This is a genomic window from Pseudomonas sp. GXZC, from assembly GCF_026967615.1.
In the GTDB taxonomy this organism is placed as follows: domain Bacteria; phylum Pseudomonadota; class Gammaproteobacteria; order Pseudomonadales; family Pseudomonadaceae; genus Aquipseudomonas; species Aquipseudomonas azotoformans_A.
The window spans coordinates 6035080-6057479 of sequence record NZ_CP114115.1 but is presented as its reverse complement, the minus strand read 5'-3'; the positions used below and the strand labels follow the sequence as shown (position 1 = coordinate 6057479).

Annotated in this window: 18 protein-coding genes, 2 tRNA genes and 1 rRNA gene; 14 read left to right on the top strand and 7 right to left on the bottom strand. The window is 57.2% G+C overall.

Annotated features, from left to right (window positions below):
* The first annotated feature begins 45 nt into the window (after positions 1-45).
* A complete protein-coding gene (locus OZ428_RS28615; protein ID WP_021264141.1) occupies positions 46-3162 on the top strand; it encodes a type I restriction endonuclease subunit R in 3117 nt (1038 codons plus the stop codon).
* Between the two features lie 5 nt (positions 3163-3167).
* Positions 3168-3959 (top strand): hypothetical protein, encoded by a 792-nt coding sequence (locus OZ428_RS28610; protein ID WP_021264140.1) that lies wholly within the window; start codon positions 3168-3170, stop codon positions 3957-3959.
* Here the strand turns inward: OZ428_RS28610 and OZ428_RS28605 are convergent.
* The 7 genes from OZ428_RS28605 to OZ428_RS28575 all read right to left on the bottom strand — a co-directional run bounded on the left by OZ428_RS28605 (position 3906) and on the right by OZ428_RS28575 (position 10015).
* Positions 3906-4211 carry a GIY-YIG nuclease family protein gene (locus OZ428_RS28605; RefSeq protein WP_031300532.1) on the bottom strand — a complete coding sequence of 102 codons (306 nt, stop codon included), beginning with the start codon at positions 4209-4211 and terminating at the stop codon, positions 3906-3908. The genes OZ428_RS28610 and OZ428_RS28605 overlap by 54 nt on opposite strands.
* A complete protein-coding gene (locus OZ428_RS28600; protein ID WP_087933163.1) occupies positions 4204-5316 on the bottom strand; it encodes a hypothetical protein in 1113 nt (370 codons plus the stop codon). The genes OZ428_RS28605 and OZ428_RS28600 overlap by 8 nt, the downstream gene beginning before the upstream one ends.
* A gap of 196 nt (positions 5317-5512) precedes the next feature.
* Positions 5513-5992 carry a helix-turn-helix domain-containing protein gene (locus tag OZ428_RS28595; RefSeq protein ID WP_021264138.1) on the bottom strand — a complete coding sequence of 160 codons (480 nt, stop codon included), beginning with the start codon at positions 5990-5992 and terminating at the stop codon, positions 5513-5515.
* A 6-nt stretch (positions 5993-5998) separates the two neighbouring features.
* The gene (locus OZ428_RS28590; RefSeq protein ID WP_223717154.1) at positions 5999-7177 is read right to left on the bottom strand and encodes a tyrosine-type recombinase/integrase; all 1179 of its coding nucleotides are present in this window, start codon (positions 7175-7177) and stop codon (positions 5999-6001) included.
* 379 nt (positions 7178-7556) lie between these two features.
* The gene (locus OZ428_RS28585; protein WP_010206563.1) at positions 7557-7829 is read right to left on the bottom strand and encodes a TfoX/Sxy family protein; all 273 of its coding nucleotides are present in this window, start codon (positions 7827-7829) and stop codon (positions 7557-7559) included.
* 191 nt (positions 7830-8020) lie between these two features.
* Positions 8021-8365 carry a pentapeptide repeat-containing protein gene (locus tag OZ428_RS28580; RefSeq protein WP_033898296.1) on the bottom strand — a complete coding sequence of 115 codons (345 nt, stop codon included), beginning with the start codon at positions 8363-8365 and terminating at the stop codon, positions 8021-8023.
* Between the two features lie 93 nt (positions 8366-8458).
* On the bottom strand, positions 8459-10015 hold the full coding sequence (locus OZ428_RS28575) for a bifunctional aminoglycoside phosphotransferase/ATP-binding protein (RefSeq protein WP_033898298.1): 1557 nt from the start codon (positions 10013-10015) through the stop codon (positions 8459-8461).
* Between the two features lie 118 nt (positions 10016-10133).
* On the opposite strand from OZ428_RS28575, the gene mrcB reads away from it, so the two are divergent.
* The 12 genes from mrcB to OZ428_RS28515 all read left to right on the top strand — a co-directional run bounded on the left by mrcB (position 10134) and on the right by OZ428_RS28515 (position 22242).
* Entirely contained in the window at positions 10134-12458 is a 2325-nt protein-coding gene (mrcB, locus tag OZ428_RS28570; RefSeq protein ID WP_033898300.1) for a penicillin-binding protein 1B, read from the top strand.
* A gap of 16 nt (positions 12459-12474) precedes the next feature.
* Positions 12475-13209 (top strand): tetratricopeptide repeat protein, encoded by a 735-nt coding sequence (locus OZ428_RS28565; protein ID WP_269132033.1) that lies wholly within the window; start codon positions 12475-12477, stop codon positions 13207-13209.
* Positions 13209-13538, top strand: coding sequence for a YqcC family protein (locus OZ428_RS28560; protein WP_269132032.1), 330 nt, complete (start codon positions 13209-13211; stop codon positions 13536-13538). Before OZ428_RS28565 ends, OZ428_RS28560 begins: the two co-directional genes overlap by 1 nt.
* A gap of 431 nt (positions 13539-13969) precedes the next feature.
* Positions 13970-15694 carry an acetolactate synthase 3 large subunit gene (locus tag OZ428_RS28555; RefSeq protein ID WP_269132031.1) on the top strand — a complete coding sequence of 575 codons (1725 nt, stop codon included), beginning with the start codon at positions 13970-13972 and terminating at the stop codon, positions 15692-15694.
* Between the two features lie 2 nt (positions 15695-15696).
* Positions 15697-16188: an acetolactate synthase small subunit gene (gene ilvN / locus OZ428_RS28550; RefSeq protein WP_003176102.1), complete on the top strand. Its 492-nt coding sequence runs from the start codon at positions 15697-15699 to the stop codon at positions 16186-16188.
* 47 nt (positions 16189-16235) lie between these two features.
* A complete protein-coding gene (gene ilvC, locus OZ428_RS28545; protein ID WP_003176099.1) occupies positions 16236-17252 on the top strand; it encodes a ketol-acid reductoisomerase in 1017 nt (338 codons plus the stop codon).
* 145 nt (positions 17253-17397) lie between these two features.
* On the top strand, positions 17398-18255 hold the full coding sequence (gene pssA, locus OZ428_RS28540; protein ID WP_016976855.1) for a CDP-diacylglycerol--serine O-phosphatidyltransferase: 858 nt from the start codon (positions 17398-17400) through the stop codon (positions 18253-18255).
* A gap of 63 nt (positions 18256-18318) precedes the next feature.
* Entirely contained in the window at positions 18319-19332 is a 1014-nt protein-coding gene (gene msrP, locus OZ428_RS28535) for a protein-methionine-sulfoxide reductase catalytic subunit MsrP (RefSeq protein ID WP_269132030.1), read from the top strand.
* Positions 19332-19952 carry a protein-methionine-sulfoxide reductase heme-binding subunit MsrQ gene (gene msrQ, locus OZ428_RS28530; RefSeq protein ID WP_033898304.1) on the top strand — a complete coding sequence of 207 codons (621 nt, stop codon included), beginning with the start codon at positions 19332-19334 and terminating at the stop codon, positions 19950-19952. The genes msrP and msrQ overlap by 1 nt, the downstream gene beginning before the upstream one ends.
* Before the next feature lie 488 nt (positions 19953-20440).
* Positions 20441-21977: ribosomal RNA gene (locus tag OZ428_RS28525) — 16S ribosomal RNA — on the top strand.
* An 82-nt stretch (positions 21978-22059) separates the two neighbouring features.
* Positions 22060-22136 (top strand) — tRNA-Ile (locus OZ428_RS28520).
* Between the two features lie 30 nt (positions 22137-22166).
* Positions 22167-22242, top strand: a tRNA-Ala gene (locus OZ428_RS28515).
* Positions 22243-22400: the final 158 nt, after the last annotated feature.

Sequence of the window (22400 nt, the reverse complement as noted above, 5' to 3'; positions counted from 1 at the left end):
CTCTGGCCGCAGGGGGCGCTATCTGCCGAAGGACGATGTGCGGGAATGAACGAAAACCATCTGGAGCAAGCGTGCCTGGGGTGGCTGGAGAGCCTGGAGTTCACCAGCCTGAAAGGCGAAGTCGTCTCCCCAGGCGGCACGGAAGGCGGGCGCGAGAAGTATTCCGAGGTGGTGCTGCAAAACCGCCTGCGCGATGCCATCGAAAGACTGAACCCTGGGATCAGCAGTGCGGAAGCAGATGCTGCGGTATCCAGGTTGGCCCTCTACAGCGCGCAGTCGATGGTGGACGGCAACCGAGAGGTCTACAGCTGGTTACGCGATGGCGTACCTGTCGAGCGCATCGAGAGTGATGGGACGCGAACCTTCCCACGGGTTCAGGTGATCGACTTTGCCGGCCCGAACGACCTGCTGGCTGTTCAGCAGTTCACTGTGCATGGTCAGCAGGTCAGGCGGCCGGATGTCGTTCTGTTCGTGAATGGCCTGCCGCTGGTGGTGATCGAGCTGAAGAATCCGGCCGACCCGAACGCCGATATCCTGTCGGCCTTCAATCAGATTCAGACCTACAAGACCGACATCCCGCAGCTGTTCTATTTCAACCTGCTCAACATCATTTCCGATGGCGTCGTGGCCCGTTACGGCTCGCTGACGGCCGACTTCAACCGCTTCTCGCGCTGGCGACTGCTCGATGATGAAGTCGCGCCCAAGTCGCTGCTGGAGCTGGAAGTGATGGTGCGCGGTCTGCTCAACGCCGAGACGCTGATGACGTTCTTCCGGGGCTTCGTCGCCTACGGCGGCACCGATGGTGGCACGTCCTTCAAGATCATTGCCCAGTGGCACCAGTACAGCGGTGTGCTCAAGGCAGTGGAGCGTGCCGTGGGTGCGCTACTGGAGCGTCACGATGGCAAGGGCGGCGTGATCTGGTTTACCCAGGGCTCCGGCAAGTCGCTGCTGGCCCTGTTCTATGTGATGGCGCTACGCGACAGACCGGAGTTCAAGAACCCTACGGTCGTGCTGGTGACCGACCGTAACGACCTGGATGGGCAACTCTTCGAGACCTTCGCTGATTGTGGGTGGTCGCTGCGAGCCACACCCCAGCAGGCCGACAGCCGGGACGATCTCCGCGACCTGCTTTCGTCTGTCGAGGCCGGTGGCATCTTCTTCACCACGATCAACAAGTTTGCCCCGGAGCGCGGGCAGACCAGCGCTCCCAAGCTGTGCGAACGCTCCAACGTGATCGTGATCGCCGACGAGGCGCACCGCACCCAATACGGCTTCAAGGCCTCGCTGGACACCAAGAGCGGCACCACCAAGTACGGCCTGGCCAAGTACATGCGCGACGCGCTGCCCAATGCCATTTACCTAGGCATGACCGGCACCCCCGTCAGCGACGATGACCGCGACACCGAAGAAGTATTCGGTAGCTGCGTTGATATCTACGACATGATCGCTGCCCAGGAAGATGAAGCCGTCGTTCCGGTCAGTTACGAGTCCCGGATCATCGAGCTTCGCTTCAACGAGGCCGAAAAGCAGGATCTCATGGAGGAGTTCCTGGAGGCGACCGAGGCCGAGGACGAGGGCGAGCAGAACAAGACGGCCAGCCGCCTGACGCGACTGGAAGCACTGGCCATGGCCGATGGCCGGCTCACAACCCTGGCTGAGGATTTCGTCGAGCACTGGGAGGCTCGCAAGGAAGCCATTGCCGGCAAGGCCATGATGGTGGCCATCTCGCGTGAAGCGGCCGTTCGCCTGTTCGAGGAAATCGTCAAGCTGCGCCCCGAGTGGGAGGGCAATGACCTCAACTCCGGGCGGATCAAGATCATCATGACTGGCTCCTCTGCTGATCCCGAGGAGTACCAGAAGCACCGGACGAACAAAGCTCAGCGAAAGCAGCTGGAAAAGCGCTTCAAGGACGAGAACGACCCCTTGGAAATCGTCATTGTCCGCGACATGTGGCTGACCGGCTTCGACGCTCCGCCCGTCCACACGCTGTACGTTGACAAGCCGATGCAGGGGCATGGACTGATGCAGGCCATCGCCCGTACCAACCGTATCTGGAAGGACAAGCCGGGCGGCCTGGTGGTGGACTACATCGGCATCGGGCATGAGCTGCGCGAAGCCATCAGGCGTTACACCAAGGCTACCGGCGATGACCGCGAGCCTGTCGATATCAGCGGCCAGGCCCTCAAGATCCTGCTCGACACCCTGGACGTGATCCGCCGCGAGTTCTTCGCCAAGTTCGACTACAGCGGCTTTGAAGACCCACTGAAGGCCCTGGCGCTGCTTGGCGGTGCAATGGAGCATCTGCTTCAGCTCAACCCGGAAGCCGACGAGAAGGGCCGCAACAAGGGCGTGCGGGCCTACCTGGATCAGGTCGTCAAGCTGACCAAGGCGCAGGCCCTCGCTGGCACGTCAGCGCAGGCGATGGCGGCACGCGAAGAGATCGCCTTCTTCCAGGCCGTGCGTGTTTGCCTGATGAAGCTGACCCGCTCCGGCGAAATGCGCTCGCAGCTGGAAAAGGAGGCCGCGCTGCGTCAGCTGGTGGCCAAGGGCGTGCTGGTCGATGGGGTCAAGGACATCTTCGCCACGCTGGGCATGAGCAAGCCTGACATCTCGCTGTTGGATGAGGATTTCCTGGCGCAGATTCGGAAAATGCCCACCAAGAACCTGGCCGCTGAGCTGCTGAGCCGCTTGGTGGCCGATCAGGTCAAGGCGCGGGGGCAGAAGAACGCTACCCAGGCGAAGCTGTTCACCAAGCGCCTGGAAGAGGCGATCAACCGCTACCAGACCCGTGGCCTGACGACTGCCGAAGTCATCGAGGAGCTGATCAAGCTCGCCCAGGAGATCAACTCGGCCAAGCCCCCGGAGGGCCTGAGCGAGGAGGAGTTCGCGTTCTACCAGGCGCTTTCTGAGAACGAGTCGGCGGTTCGCGAGCTGGGGCATCCGGTGCTGAAAGCTCTAGCTCTGGAGCTAACCGACAAGCTGCGGAAATCAGCCACGATCAACTGGCAGAACCGCCAGTCAGCGCGGGCCAGGATGCTGGCAATGGTCAAGGTGCTGCTGGCCAAGCATCGCTACCCGCCGGACAAGGCGCTTGAGGCGACCGAAAAAGTGATTGCGCAGGCTGAGCTGTTGGCCGATGCCTGGGCATTCGAGCATCCCTGACTGCCATGCCAATCCTTTGCTATGAAATCACGGGTTCGGCATCCCCGAACCCGCGCAGTACAACTGGGGCCGAGGACGGCCAGCTCTCCGCAGTTCTCAAGGTTGACCACGAAGCTGCCACCGCGCAGGTCTACTCCGAGCTTGTGGCGAACCGCCTGGCGATGTTTCTCGGCATTCCTGTGGTGGTTGGCGTGCCTGCGCGTGCTGCCACGGATGAGCGCCTGCGCTTTGCTGCCTTGCGCGCAGCGGAGGCCAGCCTGAACGTGTACGACTTCACCGATGACGATCACGCTGACCCTGATGCGGACGAGTATGCCGAGGTGGTTTTACCAGAGGGCATGCACACCCAGTCGGGGCATGCCTACGCCATCAAGAGCCTATGCGAGAAGTACCCGTTGGAGACTGCACAGATTGCCGTGTTCGACCTCTGGATCGGCAATGAAGATCGAGCGCTCAACTTCAAGGCCGAGCTGTCCAATCAGGACCGTGGAGTCATTTTCGCACTTGATCAGGGATCGTCTCTGCTGGCGTGTCGCCGAGGAATTGATGAGTCTCTCGCCTGCCTGGAGCGCGACGATCAGCCGACTTTCCATCCCTTCCAGAAGCTGGTCAACGCCCGTTACTGCGGTGCGATGGTCGAGCGGATCATGTCCATGCCGGACTGGGCGATCCTCTCTGCGACGACCTATGACGACACGGTGGGCAACGTCATGCTGCATGAGCAGTTCGCCACCTATGAGGTGCTACTGCGGCGGAAAAAGCTGCTGGGCGATCTCGTCGATCGGGTGCTGCTCTGACCAAAGGCGGGCCAGGGTCCGCTTGTAGACTGCGGGGAGGCGTTTGACCTGCAGCTCCACCTGGCGAGCCTCTCGCTGGCTGGGAAAGGGCTTGGCGGCAATGAGGCCTTGCGGTGAGTCGAGCTTGGTGAACAGTGCGCCCTGGCCCTTCTGGTGGGCCAGGATGCGCTGATCCAGGCGGGGGGTGACCCCTGTATAGATTCGCTTGCTACGACATTCCAGCATGTAGACGAACCATGTTGCGTCAGTCATCGGCTGTGCCCAGGATGTGCTTGTTACGCTTCTTGATGAACTCAGGATCAAGGCGGCAATGAATGTCGGCAGACAGCAGCTTTTCCAGTTGCACGAGGTGCGGCATCGAAACGCCCATGGCGTGGTGTAATGTTACGCGATCAAGGTTTCCACGCATCATGGCGGAGAAGATGGCCGAGTTTCGCAGGATGCGTGTTTTTCCTTGGAACGCCTTGTCAATGAAATATGGTTGTGCCGGGATGTGTTTGGCAAACAGCTTTATCAGTGACCGCTCTTTGGGTGGAGTCTCTGCCCAATCTGGCTTTATTTCAGAAAGGACTTCAAGGAGTATCCTTTCAATGCTCTTGGGGACGGAAAGCCACGCCCGAGCAGGTTTGATTACGATATGGCCATTTTCGTGCATTTCAATACAGTCGAGGTTGAGCTTCAAGGCTGCGGTCGCTGTCATGCCCATTCGGCATACAAGCCATGCAACAAGATACTCGGCGTCTGTTGTGCGTGAACGGATCTCTGCGAGAAACCGATTAAGATCATCGGGCATCATCAGCTGGAAGTTGTAAGGCGGCTTGGTGGAAGGCTTCGATTTTTTCCTGCCACGGCCATCCTGGAACTTTTGCCGGGTATCAATGAATCGATAAAATCGAAATATTGGCCTGATTTCTTCTTTGGTGCATTTTTCAAAGAATACAACGATGTCTCGTTTTTTCACCGCATCCCAATCGATGATTCCATTGGCATGAAGGTAATGCGCGAGGCGTATCGGCCCTCCCAGTGCTCTGGCAACATACTTTTCAGAACGAGTGTGACCTTTCTCTGTGAGTATGTTGTAGCGCCTTTCGAGTTTTTTCTTGTAGGCATTGAGCTTTCCCCGGAGCCCTTCGGGGAGTTCTTCAGGAATTGATCTGTCCTTCAGCGGAACTCTGATTTCTATGGATGGCAAGAGGGAAATCTGCTTTGCCAGATATATCGAGAGTTCTGCGGATGCCCGTTTAAGCAAGATGTGCCGCTCTTCGGGGAGTAGATCGGCAAGGTACTCTTGCACTTTGGCTTCGGACTGGTCGTGTGCATGACCAAGACCCGCCAGCAGGCTGATGAAGTGCGTCATCTCATTTCCCGACGGTTTCCGGGAGCGTAGAGACTCTGCACATGTTTTCAGCAGGCTGCCATCAGGTTGATTGCTCCAGCACTCGCTTGAGCGCTCTACATTGGAGCGCATGCAGTGGTCAGGGGCAGGGCCGCACCAGGCCGCTCGCTGAAAGCGACCGCCACAAAGCGTGCAGTCCACGATAAGCGGCGGGCGCTTAGTCGTTCTTGATTTTTCCTGCATGGAGGTGCGATACCTTCGGGCCTACAATGTCTTCGTCTGCGATGTTTTTGAGCTGCTTTGCACGGGAGGGCTTTGTGCGCTTGCCTTCATTCTGTGTAGAGACAGCACCATCGGCAGGCCGCTCCTCCGCAGCATCACTCCCTTGCCTTTGAAGTCGAATTACGCCGTATCTGAACGGTTGTAGACGGCTTCTAAGCTCCTCGACGAACTCCTCAGATGCATCGGTGATATTGGTCTCAAAGAGATCGCCAGGGAGGCACTGCAGCTCATTGCAGATAGCCTCTATCATCGAAAGACTCAGCGAAACATCGTCGGATCGAAATTTTCGACTGAGGGCGGTTCTGGTGATTGGCCATCCCTGGTTTTCAGTGAGCCGCTGAGCCATTTCCTCGAAGGTGTTTATGCCTGAGTCTTTCATCAGGACTTCCAGGCGATTGCCCAGCTTGATTTTCATTTCTTGTCAGTCCTCATCATCAAAAAAGCTGCTGAACAGGTCGAGCGGGGCATTTGCCTCGTTCGCGGCATCCAGCGGCGCAGGGTGGTAGTACCCCAGCGTTGTGTAGAGGTTTTTGTGTCGCATATATTTCTGCGCTACCTCTGCTGAGAAGACGCCAACCATATTCGTGCAGCCGGTATGCCTGAGAATATGCGGTGTCAGCTTGTGGTGCATGAGGCCGGCTTTGACCGCCATGCTGTTAAGGCGAGTTCGGAAAGCGTTGGGGTTGATGACGCCACCGCGCTCGCTGGGGAACAGGAGGTTGACAGTCGCATACTCTTTGTCATCGTAGCGACATAGCCCGTTCCCAGAATTTTTCCGGCGGAGGAGGATTTTTTGCCGAATGCTCGACAGATACCACATGAGCAGTTCATAGATCTCAGGCTCACGCATCGGGATAGTTCCCGTTGCATCATTTTTTCCAGTGATGGTAAGCGTCCCGAAATTCTGGAAAGCCTTCATTCTCGGATCGTGACTGGCCTTGAAATCATGCAGTTGAATGGTGACCAGCTCTGATACGCGCAGAGCAAAATGGATTGCGATATGAAACATCACGCGATCACGTTGCAGCGGCAGGAGAGACTTGCTGCGAGCCGCATATGCTGCCTTGATATCGAAGGCAAACTGTTGGTCGATAGCATCAATTTCAGTCGGCGTCAGAGCCCAGGCCTTGGGGCGGGCGGCATTCAATTTATGCCGCTTGACTGCAATGCCATTTTCTTCTGTTACGAACTTGACTGGGCGGACCTTGAAGGTCGCCTGGATTTCGTTGACCCGCTCCATATCGAGCATATAGGCCTGGAAGGAGCGCCAACCCGCACAGTAGACGGCCACAGTGGAGGGGGCCAGCTGGTGGCCGTCCTTGCTCATGCGCGACTCGAAGAAGCGGCTGACGTGGACGGGCTTGAGTTCCCAGGGGGCGACCTGAGCGTGGTTCAGCAAGCGGAAGAGATTGGAGGAGTGAGACTCGACGCTTTTCTTCTTCAATCCGTCCAGATGGAGGAGCTGGGCCTCCCAGTCACGGATCAGGTTGGTAGCGTACACCAGTGCTTCGCCGCCCAAGAAGCTCAGGCTGCGGGCATTGCCGGCTGTTCGGCCACTCTGCTTAGAGGCTGAACTAATGGCTGTGCGGTTTAGGTTCACTACGTTCTCCATGTGCACAAACGTAGCCTAAGTGGTTCATTCGTGCAAGATTTGCACGAACAAATTTTAGCTCTGCTCGCTTCAGCTCATGGATTTTGGGAAAAAGCTCCTGAGCGTGCAAATTCTGCACGATAATAGTGGTGATATTAGATATAAAAAAAGACCCGGCAAGAGCCGGGTCAAATAACCGTGATTAGCCTGATGAGGAGATAATCTGAGAGTCCGAACCAATGGTCTTTCAGTTATCGGCTGATCTCGCGACCAGTTGTGATAATCATAACGATTCTCATTTGAGAGTCAACATTTGTTTTTGCATGTTCTCTGCATTTTCTCAAACGCTTGTTCACAATGCCTGTAAATGCTGGGGTTAATCGACGAGCTAATTCTTCTGGCGTGCCGATAGCGCGTCCAATTGGCGGTTCAACGCTTCCTTGCGCTCGGCAGGAATGTCATTCCAGTGCACATCCATCAAAGCCCCTTCGATCGCATACAACAGCACTTTCGAGGCGCGAAACCCACGCGTCCGGACGGCCCGGTATGCATCGACCGCACCCAGGCGGCGCAAGTCCGACGCACTGTGGATGCCCACCGCATGCAGCCACTGTGCTGACGTCTTGCCGAGGTTTTTCAGGTGTTGCAGCTCATCGTTCATCAAGCCTCCTTGCGACGGCCGAATGGTGCGGTGGGTATCGAGACCAGGCAAGCCTGCAAAGGAGTGTAGCGCTCAGTAGGAAAAACGTGGTTCTTTAGTCGGAAACGGCCTAAAGCTTATAAGAATGGCGAGGTCAGGCAGGCGGGAAGTCCCCGGCTCGGCTGCGCGAACCGGGGCTTAAGCAGAGGGGTTCAGCGGGTGCGGTAGCGCAGGCGAGTACCGAAATTAACCGACATGAGGATCTCATCAGCGGTCAGCTCTGGTGGGAAGTACGTTCCGGAAATCTGCGCATGGGCCAGGCTGGCGCCTTCCAGTGGGCAGTCGCGCAAGTCCAGGCCGCGCAGGTCGGCGGAGCGGAAGTAGGCATCGGTGAAATCCACGCCAGCGGTGTTCAGCTCACGCAAATCCAGCCCGCGGAAGTCGCCACCGCGCATGTCGATGATCCCGTCTTTCGGGCGTTCCTGGTTGAAGCCACGGATATCGTCTTTATGCAGGAGCGAGTAAAGCGGCGTATCAAGAAGCTTGGGGTGACTCATGACGGCGACTCCTGTTGGATTTATGACGCCATTATAGTGCCACTATTGCTTGGCCGTGCCCCCTAAGTAGACGACACGACCAAGAAATTTTTCTTACAGGCCAGGCAGGCGCTGACGAATATGCGCCACCAACGCGTCGAGGGTGCCACTTTCATTGGTCTCGACGCGTTTGCTGAGGAGCAATTCCTCGGCAGTCAGCGGGTCACGCTTGGCCTGTTGTTCTTCGATAATCGCCAGTGTCGCGTCGGAAGGATCGTTTTTGTCCGCCTGACGTTGTGCCAACCAACTGGCGATAACGGCTTGCGGCGCATTGCAATCCAGGATCAGGAAGGGCGCGCCGGTGGCCTCTGCTACTTTGGCCGCTGCATCGCGTTGTTCGCGTTTAAGGAAGGTCGCATCTAGCACCACCGGGTAACCGGCGCGTAGCACGGTATCGGCGATTTCATTCAAGCGTGCGTAAGTTGCCGCACTGGCGTCGGCCGCATAGATGCCGGCCTGTGGCGTGTTTTCCACTTGCTGTTCGCCGAACAGGCGCTTGCGCTCCACATCCGAACGCAGGCGAACGGCGCCCAGGGCTTCCACCAGTCGCATGGACACGTGGCTTTTACCAACGGCCGAAACACCGTGGGTAATGGCCAGGAAGCGCGACGGAATGGTGCTGTAGCTTTCTGCCAGGTTGGCGTAGTTGCGGTATTGGCGCAGGGTCGTGGCGCGTTGCACCGGGCTGGCTTCACTCGGCATGCTGAACAACGCGATCTTGGCGCGGACCAAGGCGCGGTAGGCTTTATAGAAGTTGAGCACTTCCAGGCCCTGATAGTCGCCGGTCAGCTCCAGGTATTGGCTGATAAAGCGGCGAGCCAGGGACTTGAGGCCCCGATCTTCAAGGTCCATGGCCAGGAAGCCGGTGTCGGCATATACATCGGTGAAGCGGAACGGCTCGTTGAACTCGATGCAGTCGAAGATCACCACATGACCATCGATCAAGGTGGCATTGCCCAGGTGAATATCACCGTGGCATTCGCGGGTGAAACCGTCTTTTTTGCGCTGGGAGAACAGTGGCTTGAGGCGCTCGAAGCTGCTTTCGGCCCAGGCCTGCAGAGCGTCCAACTGAGTCAGGTCGGCCTTGTCGCTGAGGAACGGACGGATCTGGTCGAAGTTCTGGCGAACCGGTGCCATGACCTCATCCGGGGTGCCGGCCGGGTGTTCCTGCGGGACTTTTGGCGCCGTGAGGTGGAAGTGCGCGATTTGCTTGGCCATCTCATCGATGTGCGCGCTGGTCAGTTCACCGTTGGCCTGCAAGGTGCTGAGCAGTTGGCTCTGCGGGAACTGGCGCATTTTCAGTGCGTATTCGATGGCCGGGCCGTCGCCGCCCAATTGCGGTGCTTCGGCACTGCCGGTGATCGGCAACACGTCAAGATACAAATCTTCGGTCAGGCGCTGGTTGAGGCGCAGTTCTTCCCGGCAGAAGTGGCCGCGCTTTTCCAGATCGGTGAAGTCGAGAAAGCCGAAGTTCATCGGCTTCTTCAGCTTATAGGCATACGGGCCGGTCAGAACGACCCAGGAAATATGGGTTTCGATGACTTGAAACGCTTCAACCGGGTGAGGGTATAAAGCCGGGTTTTGCAGGGCAGCGATCAGGGACTGGCTCACGGGCGATCCTTCAGAGTCTGGGGAAAAACATGGCGGGCATTATGGCCGCTACGAGCGGTCGTGCAAACCGCTGTCCGGCTCATGTTGATCATCAATAAAGTGCGTATAATCCGCCGCCATGACTCGAACCCGATCTCCCCGTTCCCGTAAAAAACCTCCTTCCCGTGGCCTGCGCCCTTGGCTGGGCTGGGCGCTCAAGCTCGGCCTGGTAGGCCTGGTAGTACTCGCTGGCTTCGCGGTGTACCTCGATGCCGTGGTGCAGGAGAAGTTCTCTGGCAAGCGCTGGACCATTCCGGCCAAGGTGTACGCCCGCCCGCTGGAACTGTTCACCGGCCAGAAGCTGAGCAAGGACGACTTCCTTACCGAGCTCGACGCCTTGGGCTACCGCCGCGAACCCGTGAGCAACGGTCCCGGTGCGGCCGCCGTCAGTGGCAACACCGTCGACCTGAATACCCGTGGCTTCCAGTTCTACGAAGGCCTGGAGAAAGCCCAGCCGGTGCGCGTGCGCTTCTCGGGCGATTATGTAGCCGAACTGTCGTCGCTCAACGGTTCAAAGTTGCCGGTGGTTCGCCTCGAACCGCTGATGATTGGCGGCATTTACCCGAAAAACCTTGAAGATCGCATCCTGATCAAGCTCGATCAGGTGCCTCCATACCTGCTGGAAACCCTGGTTGCCGTTGAAGACCGCGATTTCTACCATCACTGGGGTGTCTCGCCCAAGTCGATCGCCCGCGCAGTCTGGGTGAACACCTCCGGCGGCAAGATGACTCAGGGCGGCAGTACGCTGACGCAACAATTGGTCAAGAACTTCTACCTGACCAACGAGCGCAGCCTGACCCGCAAGCTCACCGAAGCGATGATGGCGATGCTGCTGGAGCTGCACTACAGCAAGCAGGAAATCCTTGAGGCGTACCTCAACGAGGTATTCGTCGGTCAGGATGGCCAGCGCGCCGTGCACGGCTTCGGTTTGGCGAGCCAGTTCTTCTTTGGTCAGCCGCTGTCCGAACTGAAGTTGCACCAGGTCGCGTTGCTGGTGGGCATGGTCAAGGGACCGTCCTACTACAACCCGCGCCGCAATCCTGAGCGTGCGCTGGAGCGTCGCAATCTGGTGCTCGACGTGCTTGAGCAGCAAGGCGTTGCCACGGCTGAACAAGTCGCCGCGGCCAAGAAAATGCCACTGGGTGTAACCACTCGCGGCAAACTGGCAGACAGCTCCTTCCCAGGCTTTATCGACCTGGTCAAACGCCAACTGCGTGAAGACTACCGCGACGAAGACTTGACCGAAGAAGGCCTGCGGATCTTCACCAGTTTCGACCCGATCCTGCAGATGAAAGCCGAAGCGTCGGTCAATGACACCTTCAAACGCCTGACGGGCCGCAAAGGTTCTGATGAAGTCGAAGCGGCCATGGTGGTGACCAACCCGGAGACCGGTGAAGTACAGGCCATGATCGGCAGCCGTCAGGCCAGCTTTGCCGGCTTCAACCGCGCACTGGATGCGGTGCGGCCGATCGGCTCGCTGGTCAAGCCCGCCGTTTACCTGACCGCCTTGGAAAAACCGAGCAAGTACACCCTGACCAGTTGGTTGTCGGATGATCCGCTGTCGGTCAAAGGGGCTGATGGCCAGGTGTGGACGCCGCAGAACTTCGACCGTCGCTCCCACGGTACGGTGTTCCTGTATCAGGGTATTGCGCACTCCTACAACATTTCCACGTCGCGACTCGGCCTTGAAGTCGGCGTACCGAATGTCCTCAAGACCATCGCGCGGCTGGGCGTCACCCGTGAGTTCCCGGCCTTCCCGTCGATCCTGCTGGGCGCTGGCGCAATGACGCCGATGGAAGTTGCGACCATGTACCAGACCCTCGCCAACGGTGGCTTCAATACGCCGATGCGCGGGATCCGCAGTGTGTTGACCGCCGAGGGCGAGCCGCTCAAACGCTATCCGTTCCAGATTCAGCAGCGGTTTGATGCAGGTTCCATCTACCTGATCCAGAACGCTATGCAGCGTGTGATGCGTGAAGGTACCGGGCGTTCGGTCTACAGCGTGCTGCCAGCGAACCTGACGTTGGCGGGCAAGACCGGCACCAGTAACGATTCGCGTGACAGCTGGTTTGCCGGTTTCGGCCAGGATGTGCTGGCAGTGGTGTGGCTGGGGCGTGACGATAACGGCAAGACGCCATTCACCGGTGCGACCGGTGCGCTGCAGGTCTGGACCAGTTTCATGCGTAAGGCCGACCCGTTGCCGTTGAATATGCCGCAGCCGGATAACATCGTGCAGGCCTGGATAGATCCGCACACCGGGCAGGGCTCCGATGCCAACTGTCCGGGCGCGGTGCAGATGCCGTATATTCGCGGCAGCGAACCGCCACCCGGCGCCGCGTGCGGTGGCAGTGCCCCTGCAGATGCGGAATCGGTGATGGATTGGGTCAAGGGCTGGATGAATTAAGCAAAGAGGGTTTCAAGTGAACAAGTGGTTGTTTCCAGCTATTACAGCTCTGGCTTTGCTCGGCGGTTGCTCCAGTGTGCAGCGCGGCTCCATTCCCGTGGTGGACTCGAGCACGGCCGTCTCCAATAACGATCGGATTTCGGCGAATGGCGGTTTCCGCCAGACCGTGACCAATCGTCCTGCCCAAGCCAAACCACAGGCGGTGCCGCAGGATTCGGGTGTGGTAGTGATGGTGCCAGGCGGTGGCGCAGCGACATCGGCACCGATCAGTGCCGAGCCATGGACCCCAGGGCCAAGCACTTCCGGCCCGATCGATACCACGCCGATCCAGACGGCCCCGATCAACCAGGGCAGCTACAACATGCCATCGACGCCGAGTGGCATTCCATCCTCGTCCAGCGGCAGTGGCCTGTCGGCTGATGAGCAGTTGGATGGCCCGGTGCTGGCCTTGTTGACCACTGCCCAGCAACAGCAGGCGGGCGGTGATTTGAACGGTGCGTCGTCGAGCCTTGAGCGTGCCCAACGCGTTGCGCCACGGGAGCCGCAAGTGCTGTATCGCCTGGCCCAGGTACGCATGGCCCAGGGTGATGCACCGCAGGCCGAGCAGTTCGCCCGTCGCGGTTTGTCGCTCGCCAACGGCCGTCCCGACCTGCAAGCCAGCCTGTGGGCGTTGATTGGCGACGCGCGTGCCGCACAAGGCGATGCCGCTGGCGCTGCCCAGGCGCGTCAAAAAGCCAAGGTCAGCCTCTGATGGATGCACGGTTTCCCGCTATCGCCGAACAGTTGTTGCTCATAGAGCGAGAGTTGCGCGTGCAAGGCTGGTGGGACGATGCGTCCCCCAGCGCCGAGGCGCTCAGCAGTGTCGAACCGTTTTCCGTGGATACCCTGGATTTTCACCAGTGGCTGCAGTGGATCTTCCTGGTGCGAATGAAGCAGATCCTCGAACAGGACCTGCCGCTGCCCAATGCCTCGGGTATTCTGGAAATGGCCGAGATGGTCTATGCCGACCGCCCGCAAGAGAGCCTTGGCTTGCGTAACGCGCTGAAAAAGTTCGACCAATTGATCGTCGACGCTCGTTAATTGCCTGACTGCCGGTTTTTTCGGCAGTCTTGCGCACATTTCTACCGCTTGACGACATTCAGGCGAGTTTTATCCCTCCTCAAAGCCCTTTCTCCTACGTTCTCATGCGCTTAGTTGGAAAAAAGCGCAATTATTGCTTGACTTGAAGGGCCTGAAACAGAAGAATCCAAAGTCCGCTGTATCGGGACTGCCAGAAGCAGGCCCGCTCAGCAGATCATGAGGCGCACATCCGCGCCGACCTGTTACACCCGCAACGCGTTACCTCGCGCTGGGTGGGAAAAGCCCGCAACACTTGGGACGATCCCAATACTTGCTCAGTCAGTGCTGACGTAGTCGGCGACCACCGTCGCTCATGCTCTGTTGAGAAGTAAACCTATTAAGACCCGTCGGTTTTCAACGGACGGTATTCTGGCGTTTTAGAGGTGAACAACGTGGAGCTTTTATCTGGTGGTGAGATGCTCGTCCGCTTTTTGCGTGACGAAGGCGTCGACTATATCTACGGGTACCCAGGTGGTGCTCTGCTGCATGTCTACGACGCACTGTTCAAGGAGCCGGCTGTTACCCACATCCTGGTTCGCCACGAACAGGCCGCGACCCATATGGCTGACGGTTACGCCCGTGCCACCGGTAAAGCCGGCGTGGTACTGGTAACGTCCGGCCCAGGCGCAACCAATGCCATTACCGGCATCGCGACTGCGTATATGGACTCCATCCCGATGGTGATCATTTCCGGCCAGGTGCCCAGCACCATGGTAGGCACCGATGCATTCCAGGAAACCGACATGATCGGTATCTCCCGGCCGATCGTGAAACACAGCTTCATGATCAAGCATCCGTCGGAAATCCCGGAAGTCATGAAAAAGGCTTTTTACCTCGCACAGTCCGGTCGTCCGGGTCCTGTCGTGGTCGATATCCCGAAAGACATGACCAACCCGGCGGAAAAATTCGAATACATCTTCCCGAAGAAAGCCAAGCTGCGTTCCTACAGCCCGGCCGTGCGTGGGCACTCGGGGCAAATCCGCAAGGCGGCAGAAATGCTCTTGGCGGCCAAGCGTCCTGTGTTGTACTCGGGCGGTGGCGTGATTCTGGGCGGCGGTTCCGCACCGTTGACCGAATTGGCCAAGCTGCTCAACCTGCCGGTGACCAACACCTTGATGGGCCTTGGCGCATTCCCGGGCACCGACCGTCAGTTCGTCGGCATGCTCGGCATGCACGGCAGCTACACCGCCAACCTGACCATGCACCACGCTGACGTGATCCTGGCAGTGGGCGCACGTTTCGATGACCGTGTGATCAACGGCGCGAGCAAATTTTGCCCGAATGCCAAGATCATCCACATCGACATCGACCCGGCATCCATCTCCAAGACCATCAAGGCCGACGTGCCGATCGTAGGTCCTGTGGAAAGCGTATTGACCGAAATGGTTGCCGCGCTCAAGGACATTGGCGAGACGCCGAACAAGGAATCCGTCGCCAGTTGGTGGAAGCAGATCGACGAATGGCGCGGTGATCGTGGCCTGTTCCCTTACGACAAGGGCGACGGCAGCATCATCAAGCCACAAACCGTGATCGAGACCCTGTGCGAAGTGACCAAGGGCGACGCCTTTGTGACCTCCGACGTGGGCCAGCACCAGATGTTCGCCGCGCAGTACTACAAGTTCGACAAGCCTAACCGCTGGATCAACTCCGGTGGCCTGGGCACGATGGGCTTTGGTTTTCCTGCGGCCATGGGCGTGAAACTGAGCTTCCCGGACACCGACGTCGCGTGCGTCACCGGTGAGGGCAGCATTCAGATGAACATCCAGGAATTGTCGACGTGCCTGCAGTACGGCCTTCCGGTGAAGATCGTCTGCTTGAACAACGGCGTGCTGGGCATGGTTCGTCAATGGCAGGACATGAGCTACAACAGCCGTCACTCCCACTCCTACATGGAATCGTTGCCGGATTTCGTAAAATTGGTTAAAGCCTATGGCCACGTCGGCATTCGCATCACCGATTTGAAAGATCTGAAGCCGAAGATGGAAGAGGCGTTCGCCATGAAGGACCGCCTGGTGTTCATCGATATTCAGGTGGATACCAGCGAGCACGTCTACCCGATGCAGATCAAAGACGGCTCTATGCGCGACATGTGGCTGAACAAGACGGAGCGTACTTAATCATGCGGCACATTATCTCCCTGCTTCTGGAGAACGAACCCGGCGCTCTGTCTCGTGTTGTCGGTCTGTTTTCGCAACGCAACTACAACATCGAAAGCCTGACCGTGGCTCCGACCGAAGACCCGACTCTGTCGCGTCTGACGTTGACCACTGTGGGCCACGATGAGGTGATCGAACAGATCACCAAGAACCTCAACAAGCTGATCGAAGTGGTCAAGCTGGTCGACCTGTCGGAAAGTGCCCACATTGAGCGCGAGCTGATGCTGGTTAAAGTCAAGGCCACGGGTGCCCAACGTGCCGAGATCAAGCGCACTACCGATATTTATCGCGGGCAGATCGTCGATGTGAGCGCCAGCGTTTATACCGTTCAACTGACCGGTACAAGCGACAAGCTGGACAGCTTCATCCAGTCGATCGGGACGGCCTCGATTCTGGAAACGGTACGCAGTGGTGTCACCGGGATTGCCCGTGGCGACAAAGTACTCAGCATCTAACCCAAATTAGCGAATGGCCTTACGGCCTGGATATATAGAGGAACCTCATGAAAGTTTATTACGATAAAGATTGTGACCTGTCGATCATCCAGGGCAAGAAAGTCGCCATCATCGGCTACGGCTCCCAAGGTCACGCGCAAGCTTGCAACCTGAAAGATTCCGGCGTTGACGTGACTGTTGGCCTGCGCAAAGGCTCGGCCACTGTTGCCAAGGCTGAGGCCCACGGCCTGAAAGTGACTGACGTTGCTTCCGCCGTTGCTGCTGCCGACCTAGTCATGATCCTGACCCCGGACGAGTTCCAGTCCGCGCTGTACAAGAACGAAATCGAGCCGAACATCAAGAAGGGCGCCACCCTGGCCTTCTCCCACGGCTTCGCGATCCACTACAACCAGGTTGTGCCGCGCGCTGACCTCGACGTGATCATGATCGCGCCGAAAGCACCGGGCCACACCGTGCGTTCCGAGTTCGTCAAAGGCGGCGGCATCCCTGACCTGATCGCGATCTACCAAGACGCATCGGGCAACGCCAAGAACGTGGCACTGTCCTACGCTGCTGGCGTCGGTGGCGGTCGTACCGGCATCATCGAAACCACCTTCAAAGACGAGACTGAAACCGACCTGTTCGGCGAGCAAGCTGTTCTGTGCGGCGGTACCGTTGAACTGGTAAAAGCCGGTTTCGAGACCCTGGTTGAAGCCGGCTACGCGCCGGAAATGGCCTACTTCGAGTGCCTGCACGAACTGAAGCTGATCGTTGACCTCATGTACGAAGGCGGTATCGCCAACATGAACTACTCGATCTCCAACAACGCTGAGTACGGCGAATACGTGACGGGCCCGGAAGTGATCAACGCCGAGTCCCGTCAGGCCATGCGCAACGCCCTGAAACGTATTCAGGACGGCGAATACGCCAAAATGTTCATCAGCGAAGGCGCTACCGGCTACCCTTCGATGACCGCCAAGCGTCGTAACAACGCCGCTCACGGTATCGAAGTCATCGGCGAGCAACTGCGCTCCATGATGCCGTGGATCGGTGCCAACAAGATCGTCGACAAAGCCAAAAACTAAGTCGTACGTGTCAACGGAAAACGCGGCTTAGGCCGCGTTTTTTCGTTTGGGGGGCGGGTTCTGGTATAAAGCTGCATCGTTTGCGGGCGAACACGCGCCGCAAGTATTTGTCGAATTCTTTTCACACCGTTGCAAGGTAAAGTCCATGAGCGAACGTCCCGAAGAGCCAAACCAGGCTCCTGACGCCGAAAGCCTGCTGCCGATCGATGAACATGTCGAAGAAGGGCATGACGCTGAAGGCCGCAAGGTCCGGCATCGTGGCATCTATCTTTTGCCCAACCTGTTCACCACGGCGAACCTGTTTGCCGGGTTCTACTCCATCATCAACTCCATGAGCGCCCAAAGCGCACTGGCGGCAGGTGATGCGGCGAGTGCCAGCAAGTATTTCGGCTTTGCTGCCATCGCCATCTTTGTCGCCATGGTGCTCGACGGCCTGGATGGTCGTGTTGCGCGCATGACCAATACGCAAAGTGCCTTCGGTGCCGAGTACGACTCGTTGTCGGACATGGTCGCGTTTGGTGTCGCGCCCGCGTTGCTGGCATTTGCCTGGGCGCTGGGTGACATGGGCAAGGTCGGTTGGATGGTTGCCTTTATCTATGTCGCGGGTGCTGCTTTGCGCCTGGCGCGCTTCAATACCCAAGTGGGGACTGCCGATAAGCGTTACTTCATCGGTCTGGCCAGCCCGGCCGCTGCGGGTGTGGTGGCAGGTATTGTCTGGGCATTCAGCGATTACGGCATCCAGGGTTCGAAGATGTCGTTCCTGGTAGCCTTGATGGTGGCTGCGGCCGGCATGCTGATGGTCAGCAACATCAAGTACAACAGCTTCAAGGAACTGGACTTGAAGGGGCGTGTGCCTTTCGTGGCGATTCTGGCAGTGGTGCTGGTGTTCGCCGTGGTGTTCAGCGATCCGCCGCGCATTCTGCTGCTGGCGTTCCTGGTCTACGCCGCTTCAGGTCCGGTTCAGTACTTGCTGCACCTGCGCCGCGACAAAACATTGCCTTAATGTAATTTCCCCCATACTCCGCAGTCTATTGGTGCATCAGTTCTCCAATGCTGCGGAGTTGCCATGTTAATCAAATTGCCCAAAGCGTCCGATTGCCACGAATCGGACGTCACATCTGAATCCTTCTACCTTTCTCGCCGTAGCTTGCTCGGTGGTGCGCTTGCTGGCATCGCAGCCAGCAGCCTGCCGCGTTGGGCGAGTGCGGACGAAGCCTCGCGTTATGCCGATGTCGAGGCGGGCAGGGCGCCGAGCTGGTTTACCGAGAAACTGCCGGGAACGAAATGGCAGGCGATCACGGTAAAGGACGAAGCGATCACGCCGTTCAAGGATGCAACCCACTACAACAACTTCTATGAATTCGGTACAGGCAAGGGCGACCCGGCAACCAATGCGGGCTCGCTCAAGACCGAGCCTTGGAGCGTGGTGATTGATGGCGAAGTTGCGAAGCCAGGCCGTTATGCCCTGGAAGACTTCATGAAGCCGTATCAGTTAGAAGAGCGTATCTACCGTCTGCGCTGTGTCGAAGCGTGGTCGATGGTTATTCCATGGATCGGTTTTCCGATCTCGGCGTTGCTCAAACAGGTTGAGCCGACTTCCAAGGCCAAATACATTCGTTTTGAAACCCTTCAGGATCCCAAGAGCATGCCGGGGCAGCGTTCGAGTTTCGGCTTGATTGATTGGCCTTATGTGGAGGGGCTGCGACTGGATGAGGCGATGAATCCTCTGGCGATCCTTGCTGTGGGGATGTATGGGCGTGAATTACCTAACCAGAATGGCGCGCCGCTGCGGTTGGTCGTGCCATGGAAGTATGGCTTCAAGAGTGTGAAGTCGATTGTCCGCATCAGTCTTGTAAGCGAGCAGCCGAAAACCACCTGGCAGAGCATTGCAGCGGACGAATATGGTTTTTATGCGAATGTGAACCCTACGGTTGACCATCCGCGCTGGACTCAAGCGCGGGAGCGTCGTCTGCCGAGTGGGTTGTTCAGTCCCAATGTGCGCGAGACTCAGATGTTCAATGGCTACTCGGATGAGGTGGCGTCTCTTTATACCGATCTCGACCTGCGGAAGAATTACTGATGCGCTACCCGATCTGGCGTATTGGCGTCTTTATAGCGGCGGCGGTTTGGCCGTTGTTCTGGCTATATGAAGCTTGGAGTTCTGTCCTGGGGCCGGATCCGGGCAAGGTGTTGGTTGACCGGCTGGGGCTCGGCACGTTGATACTGTTGTTGATCACCCTGGCAATGACCCCGTTGCAGAAGCTTAGCGGTTGGGCAGGGTGGATAGCGGTACGCCGGCAGCTTGGGTTGTGGTGCTTTGCTTATGTCGTGCTGCATCTGGCTGCTTATTGTGTGTTTGTGCTTGGGTTGGATTGGTCGCAACTGGGTGTGGAGCTGCGCAAGCGGCCTTACATAATTGTCGGGGCGTTGGGTTTCCTGTCGCTGTTGGTGCTGGCGGTGACGTCGAATCGTTACAGTCAGCGTCGGTTGGGCAGTCGCTGGAAGAAGCTGCATCGCCTGGTGTACGTGATTTTGGGGCTTGGCTTGCTTCACATGTTGTGGATTGTGCGGGCGGATCTCAAGGAATGGGCTATCTATGCCTCTATAGGTGCGCTGCTCCTGGTGCTACGGATCCCGCCTGTAATGCGCCGAATCCCGCGACTTATTGCGAAAAAGCCACTTTCTGCAACAAAAGCGTAATTAACGGTTGACGGCGAATTGTAACTGTCTATAATTCGCCCCACTTCCGGCGCAGTCGAAACGTAAAACTCCTTGGTAAACAATGAGTTATGTAGGTTTCGGCAGTAGGTTGCTTCAGTTCATCGAAGCCAAAAGGAAGTTGAAAAAGAGGTGTTGACAGCAGCGTGTAACGCTGTAGAATTCGCCTCCCGCTGACGAGAGATCTGAAGCGCAAGTGGTTGAAGTTGTTGAAGAAATCTTCGAAAGCTTCTGAAAATAATCACTTGACAGCAAATGAGGCTGCTGTAGAATGCGCGCCTCGGTTGAGACGAAAGATCTTAACCACCCGCTCTTTAACAACTGAATCAAGCAATTCGTGTGGGTGCTTGTGGAGTCAGACTGATAGTCAACAAGATTATCAGCATCACAAGTTACTCCGCGAGAAATCAAAGATGTAACCAACGATTGCTGAGCCAAGTTTAGGGTTTCTTAAAAACCCAAAGATGTTTGAACTGAAGAGTTTGATCATGGCTCAGATTGAACGCTGGCGGCAGGCCTAACACATGCAAGTCGAGCGGTAGAGAGAAGCTTGCTTCTCTTGAGAGCGGCGGACGGGTGAGTAATGCCTAGGAATCTGCCTGGTAGTGGGGGATAACGTTCGGAAACGGACGCTAATACCGCATACGTCCTACGGGAGAAAGCAGGGGACCTTCGGGCCTTGCGCTATCAGATGAGCCTAGGTCGGATTAGCTAGTTGGTGAGGTAATGGCTCACCAAGGCGACGATCCGTAACTGGTCTGAGAGGATGATCAGTCACACTGGAACTGAGACACGGTCCAGACTCCTACGGGAGGCAGCAGTGGGGAATATTGGACAATGGGCGAAAGCCTGATCCAGCCATGCCGCGTGTGTGAAGAAGGTCTTCGGATTGTAAAGCACTTTAAGTTGGGAGGAAGGGTTGTAGATTAATACTCTGCAATTTTGACGTTACCGACAGAATAAGCACCGGCTAACTCTGTGCCAGCAGCCGCGGTAATACAGAGGGTGCAAGCGTTAATCGGAATTACTGGGCGTAAAGCGCGCGTAGGTGGTTTGTTAAGTTGGATGTGAAATCCCCGGGCTCAACCTGGGAACTGCATTCAAAACTGACTGACTAGAGTATGGTAGAGGGTGGTGGAATTTCCTGTGTAGCGGTGAAATGCGTAGATATAGGAAGGAACACCAGTGGCGAAGGCGACCACCTGGACTAATACTGACACTGAGGTGCGAAAGCGTGGGGAGCAAACAGGATTAGATACCCTGGTAGTCCACGCCGTAAACGATGTCAACTAGCCGTTGGAAGCCTTGAGCTTTTAGTGGCGCAGCTAACGCATTAAGTTGACCGCCTGGGGAGTACGGCCGCAAGGTTAAAACTCAAATGAATTGACGGGGGCCCGCACAAGCGGTGGAGCATGTGGTTTAATTCGAAGCAACGCGAAGAACCTTACCAGGCCTTGACATCCAATGAACTTTCTAGAGATAGATTGGTGCCTTCGGGAACATTGAGACAGGTGCTGCATGGCTGTCGTCAGCTCGTGTCGTGAGATGTTGGGTTAAGTCCCGTAACGAGCGCAACCCTTGTCCTTAGTTACCAGCACGTTATGGTGGGCACTCTAAGGAGACTGCCGGTGACAAACCGGAGGAAGGTGGGGATGACGTCAAGTCATCATGGCCCTTACGGCCTGGGCTACACACGTGCTACAATGGTCGGTACAGAGGGTTGCCAAGCCGCGAGGTGGAGCTAATCCCATAAAACCGATCGTAGTCCGGATCGCAGTCTGCAACTCGACTGCGTGAAGTCGGAATCGCTAGTAATCGCGAATCAGAATGTCGCGGTGAATACGTTCCCGGGCCTTGTACACACCGCCCGTCACACCATGGGAGTGGGTTGCACCAGAAGTAGCTAGTCTAACCTTCGGGAGGACGGTTACCACGGTGTGATTCATGACTGGGGTGAAGTCGTAACAAGGTAGCCGTAGGGGAACCTGCGGCTGGATCACCTCCTTAATCGACGACATCAGCTGCTCCATAAGCTCCCACACGAATTGCTTGATTCATTGAAGAAGACGATAAGAAGCAGCCCGAAATTGGGTCTGTAGCTCAGTTGGTTAGAGCGCACCCCTGATAAGGGTGAGGTCGGCAGTTCGAATCTGCCCAGACCCACCAATTTTGTGTGGGAAACGCCTGTAGAAATACGGGGCCATAGCTCAGCTGGGAGAGCGCCTGCCTTGCACGCAGGAGGTCAACGGTTCGATCCCGTTTGGCTCCACCACTACTGCTTCTGAAGTTTGAAAGCTTAGAAATGAGCATTCCATCCAGGTGATGGTGAATGTTGATTTCTAGTCTTTGATTAGATCGTTCTTTAAAAATTTGGGTATGTGATAGAAAGATAGACTGAACGTTACTTTCACTGGTAACGGATCAGGCTAA

Excerpts from the sequence above, each read along its gene's own strand:
- OZ428_RS28615 (WP_021264141.1), top strand. The coding sequence starts at position 46 with ATGAACGAAAACCATCTGGAGCAAGCGTGCCTGGGGTGGCTGGAGAGC.
- OZ428_RS28610 (WP_021264140.1), top strand. The coding sequence starts at position 3,168 with ATGCCAATCCTTTGCTATGAAATCACGGGTTCGGCATCCCCGAACCCG.
- OZ428_RS28605 (WP_031300532.1), bottom strand. The coding sequence starts at position 4,211 with ATGACTGACGCAACATGGTTCGTCTACATGCTGGAATGTCGTAGCAAG.
- OZ428_RS28600 (WP_087933163.1), bottom strand. The coding sequence starts at position 5,316 with ATGACGCACTTCATCAGCCTGCTGGCGGGTCTTGGTCATGCACACGAC.
- OZ428_RS28595 (WP_021264138.1), bottom strand. The coding sequence starts at position 5,992 with ATGAAAATCAAGCTGGGCAATCGCCTGGAAGTCCTGATGAAAGACTCA.
- OZ428_RS28585 (WP_010206563.1), bottom strand. The coding sequence starts at position 7,829 with ATGAACGATGAGCTGCAACACCTGAAAAACCTCGGCAAGACGTCAGCA.
- OZ428_RS28580 (WP_033898296.1), bottom strand. The coding sequence starts at position 8,365 with ATGAGTCACCCCAAGCTTCTTGATACGCCGCTTTACTCGCTCCTGCAT.
- mrcB (WP_033898300.1), top strand. The coding sequence starts at position 10,134 with ATGACTCGAACCCGATCTCCCCGTTCCCGTAAAAAACCTCCTTCCCGT.
- OZ428_RS28560 (WP_269132032.1), top strand. The coding sequence starts at position 13,209 with ATGGATGCACGGTTTCCCGCTATCGCCGAACAGTTGTTGCTCATAGAG.
- ilvN (WP_003176102.1), top strand. The coding sequence starts at position 15,697 with ATGCGGCACATTATCTCCCTGCTTCTGGAGAACGAACCCGGCGCTCTG.
- ilvC (WP_003176099.1), top strand. The coding sequence starts at position 16,236 with ATGAAAGTTTATTACGATAAAGATTGTGACCTGTCGATCATCCAGGGC.
- pssA (WP_016976855.1), top strand. The coding sequence starts at position 17,398 with ATGAGCGAACGTCCCGAAGAGCCAAACCAGGCTCCTGACGCCGAAAGC.
- msrP (WP_269132030.1), top strand. The coding sequence starts at position 18,319 with ATGTTAATCAAATTGCCCAAAGCGTCCGATTGCCACGAATCGGACGTC.
- msrQ (WP_033898304.1), top strand. The coding sequence starts at position 19,332 with ATGCGCTACCCGATCTGGCGTATTGGCGTCTTTATAGCGGCGGCGGTT.